Here is a 13,826-nt window from a genome sequence, read left to right as displayed (position 1 = left end):
AATGTCGGGGATGTGTCAACTGTGTTGCAGGCGGCCGGGGTAGCCGCCTGGCAGAAATCAGGCAGGATTAGGGATATCGATGAAGGTGACGTCCAGATTATGGTTCTCTGCCAGCCACTCGCCGAGCGCCTGAATGCCACAACGCTCGGTGGCATGATGCCCGGCGGCGAAGAAGTGCAGGCCCTGTTCGCGCGCGCTGTGGATGGTCTGCTCAGAGACTTCGCCACTGAAAAACGCATCGACGCCGAAGGCTGCCGCCGCATCAATAAAGCCCTGACCGCCACCGGAGCACCAGGCAATACGGCGGATCGACTCAGGGGCATTATCGCCACAGTGCAGCGGTTCACGTCCCAGCACCTGACTGATGCGCTGGGCAAACTGATTGCCGGTCAACGGCTCTTTCAGCTCTCCCCATGGCAGCAGTTCTTCAATTTCACCTTTGGTGTCAATGCCCAGCAGGCTGGCGAGCCGGGCGTTATTTCCCAACTGAGGATGCGCGTCCAGCGGCAGATGCCAGCCGTACATATTGATGTCATTGGCCAGCAGGGTTTTCAGCCGGTTACGCTTCATCCCTTTGATCACCGAGGCTTCGTTCTTCCAGAAATAACCGTGATGGACCAGCACCGCATCAGCATTCAGCCGCACCGCCTCATCCAGCAGCGCCTGGCACGCGGTAACGCCGGTAACAATTTTCTTCACCTCACTCCGCCCTTCCACCTGCAAGCCGTTCGGGCCGTAGTCTTTGAAGGCAGCGGTGTTCAGCAGTTGGTTAACAATCTGTTCAAGCTCTGTATTACGCATATCAATTCCTGAAGTGCGCGTTACCCGGAAAACAATTACCGCGTAACGCTGCGTGTGGGATTACCGTCACAATAACAAAGCGTGGGGACTATCAGCAGCATTTTTTTATCTGCCGACAGCTGCTGATAAAACAGACAATTAACGCATCAACAGCGGTGTACGTTATTTATTTCGCCCGGGTTGTTCATCGGGTTAATGCACTGGATCGCCCGGAAGGTTGTTCCGATAAAAGGACTTTTTCCGGCTTAATGTGTGACAAACCTCACATCTGTGCCAGGCTTTAACAACACGTAAATATGCACAAGGTGAAAAATATGTCACATCAAAATAACAAAAGCATCCTGACCGTTGATTATCCTGCGCCACCCTTTGCAGAACAGCCTCAGCCTGTGCCAGGCCTTGCCAGCAAAATGATCCCGGTGCCGGATCACGGTGAGAAATCCTATAAAGGGTCAGGCCGACTGGCCGGACGTAAAGCGCTGATCACCGGTGGCGACTCCGGCATCGGCCGCGCCGTGGCCATTGCCTATGCTCGTGAAGGGGCCGACGTGGCAATCAATTATCTGCCGGAAGAAGAGTCAGATGCGGCTGAAGTTATTCAGCTTATCGAAGCCGAAGGGCGCAAAGCCATCGCGATCCCGGGTGATATTCGCACCGAAGCTTTCTGTCAGCAATTAGTTAAAGAGGCAGCCAGCAAACTTGGCGGTCTGGATATTCTGGTGAACAATGCCGGGCGTCAGCAATTTAATGAATCTATTCGGACATTAAGTACCGAAGATTTCGATGCCACATTTAAAACCAACGTTTATGCCATGTTCTGGATAACTAAAGCGGCGGTGGATTATCTTCCGCGTGGCGCGTCGATTATTAATACCAGTTCGGTTCAGGCCTTTAAACCCAGCGAAATCCTGCTGGATTATGCCCAGACCAAAGCCAGCATTGTCGCCTTTACCAAATCACTGGCTAAGCAGCTGGGGAAAGAAGGCATTCGCGTCAATGCCGTCGCACCGGGACCTTACTGGACGCCACTTCAGTCAAGTGGCGGACAGCCGCAGGAAAAAGTGCAGCAGTTTGGCCAGGATTCGCCACTGGGTCGCCCGGGACAGCCAGCTGAAATTGCTCCGCTGTATGTCACCCTCGCCTCGACCGAAAGCAGCTATACCTCTGGTCAGGTCTGGTGCTCGGATGGTGGTACCGGCACGCTGTAACCCCCGTTCCTGCTATGTAAAAATAAAAAGAGATCGCCTGGCGATCTCTTTTTTTGCTGGCAATTACGTAAAGCGCCCAGTGATAAATACTGGCGCCTTAACGGTTAACTCTGTTTACGCGCCGCTTCAAACGCCTCAAGCGTGCGCTTTCGCGCTTCTTTATGATCGACAACCGGCTGAGGATAATCCAGCGCAACGCCCACATTGTCGGCCCAGATATGCGGTTGATGAATATGCTTTACCGGCACGTCCTTTAACTCCGGCAGCCACTTGCGGATAAACTCACCTTCTTTATCAAAGCGCTCGCCCTGAGTGGTCGGATTAAAGATGCGGAAATACGGTGCGGCATCGTTGCCACTGGACGCCGCCCACTGCCAGCCGCCATTGTTGGCTGCCAGATCGCCATCAATCAGCTGTGACATAAAGTAGCGCTCCCCTTCCCGCCAGTCGATCAGCAGGTCTTTTACCAGGAAGCTGGCGACGATCATCCGCAGACGGTTGTGCATCCAGCCCAACTGATTCATCTGTCGCATCGCCGCATCAACAATCGGGTAGCCGGTTTTACCCTGCTGCCACGCTTCCAGCTGCTTATCAGCCGGCTGCCACTTTACGTTGTCGGTCCAGGCGATAAAGGGTTTATACCGACAGAGCTTCGGCCAGGCCACCAGCAGATGACGGTAAAACTCACGCCAGATCAGCTCATTCAGCCAGACAAAAACGTTACTGTCGTCCAGACCTCGGGGATGTTCCGCCAGCAGCCGGTGAAGACATTGACGTGGCGAAAGCACGCCGGTGGCCAGATAGACAGAAAGCCGGCTGGTGCCATCAACCGCCGGAATATTGCGGGTGTCGGGGTATTCAGTGACCGGCTGCTGGCAGAAATGCCGTAACTGATGCAGCGCAGCTTTCTCTCCGGCGGCAAACAGCTCGCTGTCGAACGCTTCGGTTGGATAATCGAAGGGCTTTATCTCCGGCGTTTTGCTTAACGGCGCGCCCTGCCGCGGTTTGGGTGCCGGCACGCACTCGGGCAATCCTTCGTGCAGGCGTTTAACAAACGCCCGGCTGAACGGCGTAAAGACTTTATACATCTCACGGTTACCGGTCAGTACGCTACCCGGTGGCAGCAACAGGCTGTCGTCGAATCCCTGAGAAATGATATCGAGATCAAACAGCCTGCGCTCCGCCGCCGCATCGCGCTGGCGCTCGTTAACTTCGTACTGATAGTTGTAGAACAGCCGGTCGACATGATGCTGCTGGCAGAAATCACTTAACGCCTCGACGGAAGCGGCAAAATCATCACACTGCACTGTGTGCAGCGCGATGCCCTTCTCAGCCAGCGAGTGTTGAACATCCAGCAGGTTCTGGTAGATAAAGGCCGCCTGTTTCGGCGCCATCGAATGACTTTTCCACTGCGCTGGCGTGGCTATAAACAGTGCCAGCACGGTGGCATCGGCATCGCGGCAGGCAGCATGCAATGCGTAATTATCATGGACGCGCAGATCGTTGCGCAGCCAGATCAAATGGGTTGCCATAACACTCCCTGAGAAAAACTAGTGTCCATAGCGCAGGCGAAGCGCTTCCGGATAGGGTTCAAAATAGCGCTGCTGCGCCAGATACGCATCGGGGTACTCCGCCATGTAATGCTTCAACAGGGTGATCGGTGCCAGCAACGGCTGCATCCCCTGACGATAGTGTTCAATCAGCGAGGTCAGCTCCTGGCGCTGTTTTGAGGTCAGCTGAGGACGGAAATAACCCTGAACGTGCATCAGCACGTTGGTGTGATTTCCCCGGGTGGCCTGATTCTTCAGCAAATCCATCAGACGCTGGCGATACTCAAAGGCATACTCTTCCAGTGACGACCAGTCGGCCATCGCCGCAACAAAACGCCCCATTTCGCGGTATTCCGGCTGGGAGTGCGCCAGCAAAGAGAGCTTATAACGGCTGTGAAAGGCCATTAATTTGCCGCGCGTCAGGCCGCTGCGCCACAGCTCATTAAATTCATGCAGCGTATACACGCGTTCAACAAAGTTTTCCCGCAGTACGGGATCGTGCAGGCGACCATCTTCTTCAACCGGCAGCCACGGCATTTGCGCCATCAGCTCGCGAGTAAAGACCCCTACCCCTTCTTTGCGGTTATTGTTGTTATCGGCCTGATAGACCCGCACGCGTTCCATGCCGCAGCTGGGCGATTTAGCACAGACAATGTAGCCACACAGATGATGCAGGGCGGAAACGCGTTTTTCTGCGTAAGACTGCATGGCCTCGGTGACCGGATCGCCTTTGCCATTACTGAAGCAGAGCGCGGGCAGATCGTCACCATTTTCGGTTAAACGCAGCGCAGGTCGTGGCGTCGGCAATCCGATCGCCATTTCCGGGCAGGCCGGTTCATAACGGATAAACGGGGCGAGATCTTCGGTGGCGAAAGCGCAGCGCTTATGACCGCCATCAAAACGGACGTTGTCACCGAGCAAACAGGCGCTGATGCCGACGGGAATTTTTTCGCTCATAGTTGTACAACCTCCAGAATCTTGTAGAGGTTTAAGTGTAGCTGAAAGCCGCGCAATGATCGCGTGAAGGTTGAATAACGGGCAAAAAAAATCCCGCCGGAGCGGGAGAGATCAGTAGAAGTCGCAACCTGCGGCTTCAGACTGGGCCAGCCAGACCGGCTGGCTGCTGGTCTTGGACCAGACGCGGTGCAGATAACTGTAAAACCTGGCACGATCCTGGCGGAAAAGCATAACCGGTAAAGCCAAAGTGCCTGCGACGATCACCGCAATGCGACGCAGGACAATCCGGTGTAAAGAGTAGTGCTGATAAAGACCCATATGTCCTCCCGTTAGCCCAATGAAACGAATGTAATCTGCGCAAAATAATAGCGCCTTCTGTGTAATTTTACTACTCATCCGACCACTAAAAGCGAAAAAAACCGCTGATATTTTCACCGAACCGTAATCAAGTTACATAAATGTTAACTTTACCGTTATTAATTAACAATCGAATGACATCCACTGCCGGATTATCCCTTACCGTCTTCGGTCGCCTGTTGCACGGCCGAGAAGGTTTGCAGCAAAGCGGAAGGATATTTGATAAATTGGGCCGCCCTAATGCGGCGCCGCTGCCCGATAACAGGAAGGAAACCCGGTGACAACCGTTCTGATCGTTGAAGATGAAAAAGAGATCCGCCGTTTTCTGCGTATTGCGCTGGAGGGTGAATCCCTGCGGGTGTACGACGCCGACACCCTGCAACGCGGGCTGATTGAAGCGGCAACCCGTAAACCCGATTTAGTGATCCTCGATCTGGGTTTGCCTGACGGCGATGGCAATCAGTTTATCCGCGAAGTCCGCCAGTGGAGTGCAGTGCCGGTCATCGTGCTCTCTGCACGCAGTGACGAACAGGATAAGATTGCGGCGCTGGATGCCGGCGCCGATGACTTTCTCACCAAGCCTTTTGGTATTGGGGAGTTACTGGCAAGAGTGCGTGTTGCGCTTCGGCACCGGGATAAATCCGGCAACGGGACGCAAGCCAGTGAAATTACCTTTAGCGACGTCTGCGTGGATATTGCCGGGCGACGCGTCACCAAAGGCGGTGCGGATCTGCATCTGACGCCCATTGAGTTTCGTCTGCTGGTCAGCCTGTTGAATCACGCCGGAAAAGTCATGACGCAACGTCAACTGCTTAACCAGGTTTGGGGACCCAATGCCGTCGAGCACAGCCATTATCTGCGCATCTATATGGGACATCTGCGGCAGAAGCTGGAAAGCGATCCGGCGCAACCTCGCCATTTGATCACCGAAACCGGTGTCGGCTACCGCTTTATGCCGTGAATGGCTGCGGCGCAGGCAATAAAAAAGGCGCTATATCAGCGCCTTTAGGTTTTTCTGAAGCTTCGCGATTAGGCGTTTTTCAGCACTTCGCTAACAATCTCAACCGCTTCTTTCTCGATCTGCTCACGGTGCTCAGCACCGAGGAAGCTCTCGCAGTAGATTTTGTATGCATCTTCAGTGCCCGAAGGACGCGCAGCAAACCAGCCGTTCTCGGTCATCACTTTCAGACCACCGATAGAAGCACCGTTACCCGGCGCTGCCGTCAGGCGTGCCGTGATCGGATCGCCCGCCAGCGTATCGGCACTGACCATTTCTGGTGACAGTTTAGACAGCGCCGCTTTTTGCGCAGAAGTCGCAGAAGCCTGCAGACGGTTGTAGCTCGGGGCGCCGAAGCGCGCGGCCAGTTCGTCATAATGCTGCTGTGGATTCTTGCCGGTTACCGCAGTGATTTCTGCCGCCAGCAGGCACATGATGATGCCGTCTTTGTCGGTAGACCACGGCGTGCCGTCAAAGCGCAGGAAGGAAGCACCCGCACTCTCTTCGCCGCCGAAACCAAAGCTGCCATCGTACAGGCCGTCAACAAACCATTTAAAGCCAACCGGCACTTCCACCAGCTTGCGACCAATGTCGTTAACCACGCGGTCGATCATCGCGCTGGAAACCAGCGTTTTGCCGACGGCGACATCTTTGCCCCACTGCGGACGGTTCTGGAACAGGTAGTTGATTGCAACGGCCAGGTAGTGGTTCGGGTTCATCAGGCCAGCAGGCGTGACGATACCGTGGCGGTCATAATCCGGATCGTTGGCAAAGGCCAGATCGAATTTATCACGCAGCGCCAGCAGACCCGCCATCGCGCTCTCAGACGAGCAATCCATGCGGATCACGCCATCTTTATCGAGGTGCATAAAGCGGAAGGTCTGATCGACCGAATCGTTCACGATGGTCAGATCAAGGTTGTAGAACTCGGCAATACGCTGCCAGTAAGCAATCCCTGAACCGCCTAACGGATCGACACCAATTTTCAGGCCCGCTTTCTGAATAGCAGGAATGTTAACGATCTGCGCCAGGCCTTCAATGTAAGGCTGGATCAGGTCTTTTTCCTGAAGATGGCCGCTTTCCCAGGCTTTGTCCAGCGCGATGCGCTTAACGCCTTTCAGGCCATCTTTAATCAGAGCATTGGCACGGTCTTCAACCACTTTGGTGACGTTAGTGTCAGCCGGGCCACCGTTTGGCGGGTTGTATTTAATGCCGCCATCTTCCGGTGGGTTGTGCGAAGGCGTGATCACAATGCCATCGGCCTGAAGGCCACCGGCTTTGTTGTGCTCCAGAATAGCATTGGAGATCGCAGGCGTTGGCGTATAGCCATTGTCCAGCTGCACAATCACATCGACACCGTTCGCGGCCAGCACTTCCAGTACGGAAATGATCGCAGGTTCGGAGAGCGCATGGGTATCTTTGCCGACGAAGCAAGGACCGGTAATGCCGTTCTTTTTGCGTTCTTCTGCAATCGCCTGAGCAATAGCCAGAATGTGCGTCTCGTTAAAGCTCTGACGCCCTGCACTGCCGCGATGGCCAGAAGTCCCGAATTTAACCGCATGTTCCGGGTTGCTCAGATCGGGCTGCAGGACATAATACTGTGACGTTAATTGTGCAACGTTAATCAAATCACTCTGCTGGGCGGGTTGCCCTGCACGGGGGTGATTGGCCATTGGCGATTCTCCCTGACGCTTCTTTATCAGTTAGAGGGTGCCGCAAACCTTGTCAGCGAGTTCCGCAGGGAACTGCATTGACTGCATGATGTGTTCCACCATGCTGCGTTTGCGACCTGTGTTGGTGTTGGTGATCACCCAATACGGCGTGCCGGGAATATGTTGCGGCTTGGTATGGGTGCCATTCTGTACCAGGGTCTGCTGATTGCCTGCAAAGTAAACGCGCGTGCGGCCAAGCAGTGACTCGGTCGCGGCGGCAAAAGCTTTGGGATCCTGATTATATAAAGTCGACAAGATGAGCATAAAACGGTTAACCGCTTTCTTCTGCTCAGCATATTCGTCAGACAGCAGCAGCTCACGCACCGCGCGAACGCGGTCCTGAGGGCGGGATTCCACCTTCACTGGCGCCGCGTCTTTGGCGACGCTCACGGCAGTAGATGCCGTTACCGCTGCGGTAGCAGGCGCTTTTTGCCCGGCCGTAAATTTAAGCATACGACGCAAAATGTCAGAGGCGCTTTCACCAATATGCTGAGTGTGACTGGCGATATAACGGTAGAGCTCTTCGTCGACTTCAATAGTTTTCATCTTGATCCAGTACAATTTATTGCTGATAAGAGCCGGTCTGTACGCTGCCTGAACAAGCCGCACAGGATCGTTCCAGCTCTAACACGAGGATTATAAAGTTAAATCCTGCCGGGGTGTAGCGCCAGCCCCTGATACCAGTAAAAGTCAGAATATGCCGCAAAAAGATTGGCGGGCGCTTTCTGGCCGTCACGGCAGGAAAAAGTGAATCTATGATACCCTAACCCCTCGTTTCAACAGTAAGAACTTTGTTATGAAATTGAATACCCGCTTGCTATCTGAACAATCCGCCCGCCCTGAGGTTCCCGTGGTGTTAATCCACGGCCTTTTTGGCAGCCTTGATAATTTGTCCGTGTTGGCGCGAGGGTTAAAGGACGATCGCCAGCTGGTGCAGATCGACCTGAGAAACCACGGTTTATCGCCTCGCGATGACCAGATGGATTATCAGGCGATGGCCCGCGATGTACTGGAAACGCTGGATGCCGAAGGGATTGACCGGGTCGCGGTCATCGGACATTCGATGGGCGGAAAAGTGGCGATGGCGTTAACCGCGCTGGCGCCAGAACGAATCGAGCAGCTGGTGGTTATCGATATGGCACCGGTCGCTTATCCGACCCGCCATCACGATACGATTTTTGCGGCGCTGAAGGCGGTCACCGCAGCGGGCATTACGCAACGAAGCGATGCCGCAGCGCTGATGCGTGAAACGATAGAAGAAGAAGGCGTGATTCAGTTTCTGCTGAAATCCTTCCAGCAAGGGGAATGGCGGTTTAACGTGCCGGTGCTGTGGCAGTGCTACGATCGGATTATTGGCTGGCAGCCGGTTCCGGCCTGGGAACATCCCGCGCTGTTTATTCGCGGCGAACGTTCGCCCTACCTGGCCGATGAATATCGTGACGCCCTGCTGGCGCAGTTCCCCAAAGCCCGTGCGCATGTGGTCAACGGTGCCGGTCACTGGGTCCATGCCGAGAAACCTGATGCTGTTTTGCGCGCAATACGCCGTTTTTTTGCGCTGTAAAAACAATTATATCCTGAGATGGCTAAATCATTGTCGTCATGACTTTCGCTGGGGTATGATGGCGCGCTAAAAATTTGTCGCTGCACGAATTTCAGCCGACATCAGGCCTGAACCATCAGAACTCCAGCCTTTCAGTATCACGATTCTATGGCAAAAGAAAACACGGACCGCACCACGATCGATCTGTTCGCAGATGACCGTCGCCCGGGACGACCAAAAACCAATCCGCTGACGCGTGATGAGCAGCTGCGTATCAACAAACGCAACCAGCTTAAGCGCGATAAAGTGCGCGGGCTGAAGCGCGTTGAACTGAAAATGAACAGTGACGCGGTTGATGCTCTGAACCAGCTTGCCGAGCAGCGTAATATGAGCCGCAGCGAGCTGATTGAAGAAATGGTCATGGCGCAGTTGGCCGATCAGGACCGCTGAACAGGCGCTTTCAGCACCCCCCGGTGAAGCACAAAGCGACAAAAGCAGGCGGATTACTCATTTATCCCCCTGTAGCTGTCTGCTATCATTGCCGGTATCTGTAATAAGCAGCCTTTACCCTATCAACACGTTTCAAGAGGTTAGTAAGTCATGGCAATCGTAGGCATTTTCTTTGGCAGCGATACGGGCAATACAGAAAACATTGCAAAAGTGATCCAGAAGCAGCTCGGTAAAGAGGTGGCTGAAGTTCATGATATCGCTAAAAGCAGCAAAGAAGACCTTGAAGCCTTTGATATTCTGCTGCTCGGTATCCCAACCTGGTACTACGGCGAAGCGCAGTGCGACTGGGATGATTTCTTCCCGACGTTGGAAGAAATTGATTTCAACGGCAAGCTCGTTGCGCTGTTCGGTTGTGGCGATCAGGAAGATTACGCTGAGTACTTCTGTGACGCGATGGGCACCATCCGCGACATTATCGAGCCTAAAGGCGCGGTGATCGTCGGTCACTGGCCAACTGAAGGCTACCATTTTGAAGCCTCGAAAGGGCTGGCGGATGATAAGCACTTCCTCGGTCTGGCTATTGACGAAGATCGTCAGCCAGAACTCACCAGTGAGCGCACCGAGCAGTGGGTCAAACAGATTTATGACGAGCTCCAGCTGAAAGAAATCCTGGAAGCGTAATCAGACCGGCCTGATTGGGAGGTATCTCACATCAGGCCAGTGGTTTTTCCTATAGAAGTAATAGACACATTTTTGTAACTTTCATCTGCAAATCTGTAAAATATCGCCATCGGTCACCCGCTTTCTCAGCGCCTTTCGCTCTAATAGCGACTATGATGAGGCAGAGCGAAATGTCAGCCCAACCGCTTGCTCTCACGGACGTAACGACTCTTCTCCTTACCTCCCTTGATTGAGATGCATCGCCAGTGGTGTTCATTTCGAAATATCAGTTCTATAATGAGACGTTTGGCTTTTCGCGACGACCGATGTTCAGGGCTTTTCAGCCACAAAGTGACTAGCAAAGTAACAGGACAATATCCGCATGACTGACAATAACACCGCATTAAAGAAGGCCGGCCTGAAAGTCACGCTTCCACGACTTAAAATTCTGGAAGTACTTCAGGAACCTGAGGGCCATCACGTCAGTGCGGAAGACTTGTACAAGCGTCTGATTGACATGGGCGAAGAGATTGGTCTGGCGACGGTTTACCGCGTTCTTAACCAATTTGATGATGCCGGGATCGTTACCCGTCATAATTTCGAAGGTGGTAAATCCGTTTTCGAACTGACTCAGCAGCATCACCACGATCATCTGATTTGCCTGGATTGTGGCAAGGTGATCGAGTTCCGTGATGAAAACATCGAAGCTCGCCAGCGTGATATCGCCACGCGCCACGGCATCAAACTCAGTAACCACAGCCTGTACCTTTACGGTCACTGCTCAACCGGTGACTGCCGTGAAGATGAGACGCTGCACGACAAGTAATCTACACTAACAGCAAAAAACCGGTGATCCTTCACCGGTTTTTTTTTGCCTGTCGCCCCGTTACAGCGCTTCCGTCCGGCTGACGCGCAGACCATCAGGACTGCGCGTACGCAGCAATACCTTACCGGCCACCGCCGGCGGTTGATCCGCCTGCCACTGCTGCCAGGTTGTCCCCTCGTCCAGGCTGTACTCAACGGTTAAGCCCGGTAGCTCGGTATTGACCACCAGCTTACCGTCCTGCACCACCCCACCGGGCACCGGCAAGCGATAGGCAATGCCGGCTTTATCCAGTTTTGCCAATTCACGTTGCCCCAGAAGGTTGGCAAACCGCTGCCAGTCCTTCAGCTGAGCCTGCTGGTCTACCAGGCGGGTTTTGCCGCCGGTATACTCTTTGCCGGCTTTATAATCCTGCTCCCAGGCTGCGCGGTGCCAGGCACGTTCCGCCACGGACAAAATGCGCGGGAAAAGCTTGTACTCCACCTGCGCGTCGGTACGGGTGGTTTCACTCCACAGTTGAGCGGAGATGCCGTGAGCGCCAGGCCAGGGCTTGTCAGATTTAGCCGTGAAAGGTTTGCCGTCGCGATCGACGGAAGTCTCGGCGTTTTGTGGCAAGTTATCCGGCGCGAAGTGGAAAATTTTCCGTTCATCGGTAAAGCGCGTTCCCCAGTAGTATCCCCGCTCCAGCGGATTCACCTCGGCAGGAAAATCGAGATACAGGTAATCCGGATTGGAGACGATCACTTCATAACCTTTGCCTGCCCAGTCATTGGCAGAATCAAAACCGCCCCAAAACAGCGTATCCCAGAAGTTGACCGCAACCCTGTCCGTTGCGAAGGCTTTGGCATTTTTAGCGTCTTTAATACCATCCTGCCAGGCCTGCATTTTGCCGATACCGTGTGCCTTAACCTGCTTGCTGACGTTAAGGGCAAAGTCGCTCGGCAGATGATCCAGGTCTTCAATCTTTCCTTCTTCAATCATCGTCTGGCAGACCTGGGATTTTGCCCACGGCTTATCTTGCTGGCTTAAGTCCAGTAAACCGGTGCCTTCAACGGGTGTGTTCTTATCCGAATAGCCGGATCCTAAGCGAATGTTTTTGGCTTCATCTCCGCCGAAATGCCAGGTCTTCAGCGGCTGTCCGGCAGCTTTATGCATCGCCTGGATTTCACCTATCACCTTGTCGGTAAAGCGTAACGAGGAGCTCAGGCACGGATTGAGATAGCTGGTGCGATCGTAAAGCTGCACGGAGGTGGTGTTGGAATTGTCGCTGGGATCGAGCAGGCGGAATTCATTGGCTTCTTTTTCCTTACCGGCATTGAACAAGCGATCGTAACGCGCTTCCATCGAGATTACCGCTGCCCGGGCGTGGGCCGGCATATCGATTTCCGGGATGACCTGAATACCGCGCGCATCAGCATACTTCACAATATCGATATACTGCTGACGGCTGAAATGACCGCTGCCACTGTTATCACTGTTTGGTCCCGATCCTAACTGTGGCAGCAAACAGCGCTTCTCTTCAGGATCGTGACAACGCTTGCTGCCAATCTCCGTTAACTCCGGCAGGCCTGGAATTTCAATACGCCAGCCTTCATCGTCGGTCAGATGGAAATGGAAAACGTTGAGTTTCCACGCCGCCATCTGGTCCAGCAAGCGCAGTACCACCTCTTTGCTGTGGAAGTTGCGCGCCACATCAAGGAACACCGCACGGTATTGGAAACGCGGCGCATCGCTGGCCTTTAACGTCGCCACGTTCAGGCTGCCATCGGCCGGGATCAGCGACAGGATCGACTGTAAACCATAGAACACGCCGCTCTGGTCATAACCCACCACTTCAGCCTTGTCCTTGCCAATATTCAGCGTGTATCCCCCCGGAACGGCCAGCTTTTTATCGAACGCTTTTTTGCTCACCCGAGTGGTAATCGGGTATCCATTGGGCTGCGCTTTGATTCCCATCAGCGCAAAACGCTGCTGTATGGCTTCGGCTTTCTCTGCCGACAGGCTTGCCAGTTCCAGCGTCACCCCAGCAGAGAGATCCGCGTCATCAGAGAACACCGAAACCTTCAACGGGGTGGGAAGGATTTGCCCACGTAAAGTGGACGCGGCCATCGGGGCGACATCGCTGTTTTTAGTAAAGCGGCCCTGGGCATCCATCAACAGGTTCTTATCATCTGCGATGCGCTTCCACTGAGCGCCAAAAGGCTCCACAAAATCGGTCAGTATCTCGGTATCCGTGCTGACGAGGATTTTCGGCGTGGCATCGCCAGAGGTCGCATACCAACGCGGCATCACATCGGTAATAAACAGCTGCCAGTATTCATTCACGATCGGGATCTCGATGGTTTCGCCCGCCGCAATGCCTTTGAATTTGTCTGTCGGCTCCAGGCGGGTTAAATCCCCGACAATATGCACCATGCGAAACTGATCGCTTTCGACCTTCAGCGTTTCATGCACGTTAGACATATAAATTGCCCAGTCTTTGCTGTCGATGGCGGGGCCCGGATTGGTGAAGCTAATGGTTGCGCGGTTACAGGAGGCCCAGTCAGCGCCCAGTCCGGCGCAATCCACGCCATGCTGGGCGGCAAGATTGTCCGTCACTTTGTACTTCACGCCAAACTGGCTGATTTGATCGACTAACTGCTGGTTGGCGGCTGCTCCACCACTGGCTAACGCAGATATCAGCGCAACCGATATCAGACTGGCTCTGAACTTTTTCATCCTTTAATCCTTGTCCGTAGGTAAGTCGTTTTTCTTCATTTCGTTGCAAGACA

At 54.0% G+C, this 13,826-nt stretch carries 13 protein-coding genes; 6 read left to right on the top strand and 7 right to left on the bottom strand.

Going from position 1 to position 13,826, the window contains the following annotated elements; genetic code table 11:
• Nucleotides 1–57 precede the first annotated feature (57 nt).
• Nucleotides 58–801 (bottom strand): type 2 GTP cyclohydrolase I, encoded by a 744-nt coding sequence (locus tag EBC_RS08150; RefSeq protein WP_013201311.1) that lies wholly within the window; start codon nucleotides 799–801, stop codon nucleotides 58–60.
• Between the two features lie 314 nt (nucleotides 802–1,115).
• Between EBC_RS08150 and EBC_RS08145 the strand changes: the two genes are divergently transcribed.
• Nucleotides 1,116–2,009, top strand: coding sequence for an SDR family oxidoreductase (locus tag EBC_RS08145; RefSeq protein ID WP_013201310.1), 894 nt, complete (start codon nucleotides 1,116–1,118; stop codon nucleotides 2,007–2,009).
• 104 nt (nucleotides 2,010–2,113) lie between these two features.
• On the opposite strand, the gene phrB is transcribed toward EBC_RS08145, so the two are convergent.
• From phrB to EBC_RS08130, 3 genes are all read right to left on the bottom strand, one after another.
• Nucleotides 2,114–3,541, bottom strand: coding sequence for a deoxyribodipyrimidine photo-lyase (gene phrB, locus EBC_RS08140; protein WP_013201309.1), 1,428 nt, complete (start codon nucleotides 3,539–3,541; stop codon nucleotides 2,114–2,116).
• 18 nt (nucleotides 3,542–3,559) lie between these two features.
• A complete protein-coding gene (locus EBC_RS08135; protein ID WP_013201308.1) occupies nucleotides 3,560–4,516 on the bottom strand; it encodes a YbgA family protein in 957 nt (318 codons plus the stop codon).
• 111 nt (nucleotides 4,517–4,627) lie between these two features.
• The gene (locus EBC_RS08130) at nucleotides 4,628–4,834 is read right to left on the bottom strand and encodes a YbfA family protein (RefSeq protein ID WP_013201307.1); all 207 of its coding nucleotides are present in this window, start codon (nucleotides 4,832–4,834) and stop codon (nucleotides 4,628–4,630) included.
• Between the two features lie 316 nt (nucleotides 4,835–5,150).
• On the opposite strand from EBC_RS08130, the gene kdpE reads away from it, so the two are divergent.
• Nucleotides 5,151–5,834 carry a two-component system response regulator KdpE gene (gene kdpE / locus EBC_RS08125; protein ID WP_013201306.1) on the top strand — a complete coding sequence of 228 codons (684 nt, stop codon included), beginning with the start codon at nucleotides 5,151–5,153 and terminating at the stop codon, nucleotides 5,832–5,834.
• Nucleotides 5,835–5,902: 68 nt separating this feature from the next.
• Here kdpE and pgm read toward each other — a convergent pair whose 3' ends face one another.
• Together pgm and seqA are read right to left on the bottom strand one after the other, a co-directional pair.
• Nucleotides 5,903–7,543 (bottom strand): phosphoglucomutase (alpha-D-glucose-1,6-bisphosphate-dependent), encoded by a 1,641-nt coding sequence (pgm, locus tag EBC_RS08120; RefSeq protein ID WP_013201305.1) that lies wholly within the window; start codon nucleotides 7,541–7,543, stop codon nucleotides 5,903–5,905.
• A 30-nt stretch (nucleotides 7,544–7,573) separates the two neighbouring features.
• The gene (seqA, locus tag EBC_RS08115) at nucleotides 7,574–8,128 is read right to left on the bottom strand and encodes a replication initiation negative regulator SeqA (protein ID WP_013201304.1); all 555 of its coding nucleotides are present in this window, start codon (nucleotides 8,126–8,128) and stop codon (nucleotides 7,574–7,576) included.
• A 250-nt stretch (nucleotides 8,129–8,378) separates the two neighbouring features.
• On the opposite strand from seqA, the gene ybfF reads away from it, so the two are divergent.
• The 4 genes from ybfF (at nucleotide 8,379) to fur (ending at nucleotide 11,058) form a co-directional block, all read left to right on the top strand.
• Nucleotides 8,379–9,143, top strand: coding sequence for an esterase (gene ybfF / locus EBC_RS08110; RefSeq protein WP_013201303.1), 765 nt, complete (start codon nucleotides 8,379–8,381; stop codon nucleotides 9,141–9,143).
• A gap of 147 nt (nucleotides 9,144–9,290) precedes the next feature.
• A complete protein-coding gene (ybfE, locus tag EBC_RS08105; RefSeq protein ID WP_013201302.1) occupies nucleotides 9,291–9,572 on the top strand; it encodes a LexA regulated protein in 282 nt (93 codons plus the stop codon).
• Between the two features lie 150 nt (nucleotides 9,573–9,722).
• Entirely contained in the window at nucleotides 9,723–10,253 is a 531-nt protein-coding gene (gene fldA, locus EBC_RS08100; RefSeq protein ID WP_013201301.1) for a flavodoxin FldA, read from the top strand.
• 361 nt (nucleotides 10,254–10,614) lie between these two features.
• Complete coding sequence (gene fur / locus EBC_RS08095) at nucleotides 10,615–11,058, top strand: ferric iron uptake transcriptional regulator (RefSeq protein WP_013201300.1); 444 nt, start codon at nucleotides 10,615–10,617, stop codon at nucleotides 11,056–11,058.
• 60 nt (nucleotides 11,059–11,118) lie between these two features.
• Here fur and EBC_RS08090 read toward each other — a convergent pair whose 3' ends face one another.
• Nucleotides 11,119–13,773, bottom strand: a complete 2,655-nt coding sequence (locus tag EBC_RS08090) for a beta-N-acetylhexosaminidase (protein WP_013201299.1) — start codon at nucleotides 13,771–13,773, stop codon at nucleotides 11,119–11,121.
• Nucleotides 13,774–13,826 lie beyond the last annotated feature (53 nt).

This window comes from Erwinia billingiae Eb661 (assembly GCF_000196615.1).
GTDB classification, from domain to species: domain Bacteria; phylum Pseudomonadota; class Gammaproteobacteria; order Enterobacterales; family Enterobacteriaceae; genus Erwinia; species Erwinia billingiae.
The sequence above is the reverse complement of the archived record's forward strand: the minus strand, read 5'-3'. Positions and strand labels throughout refer to the sequence as shown.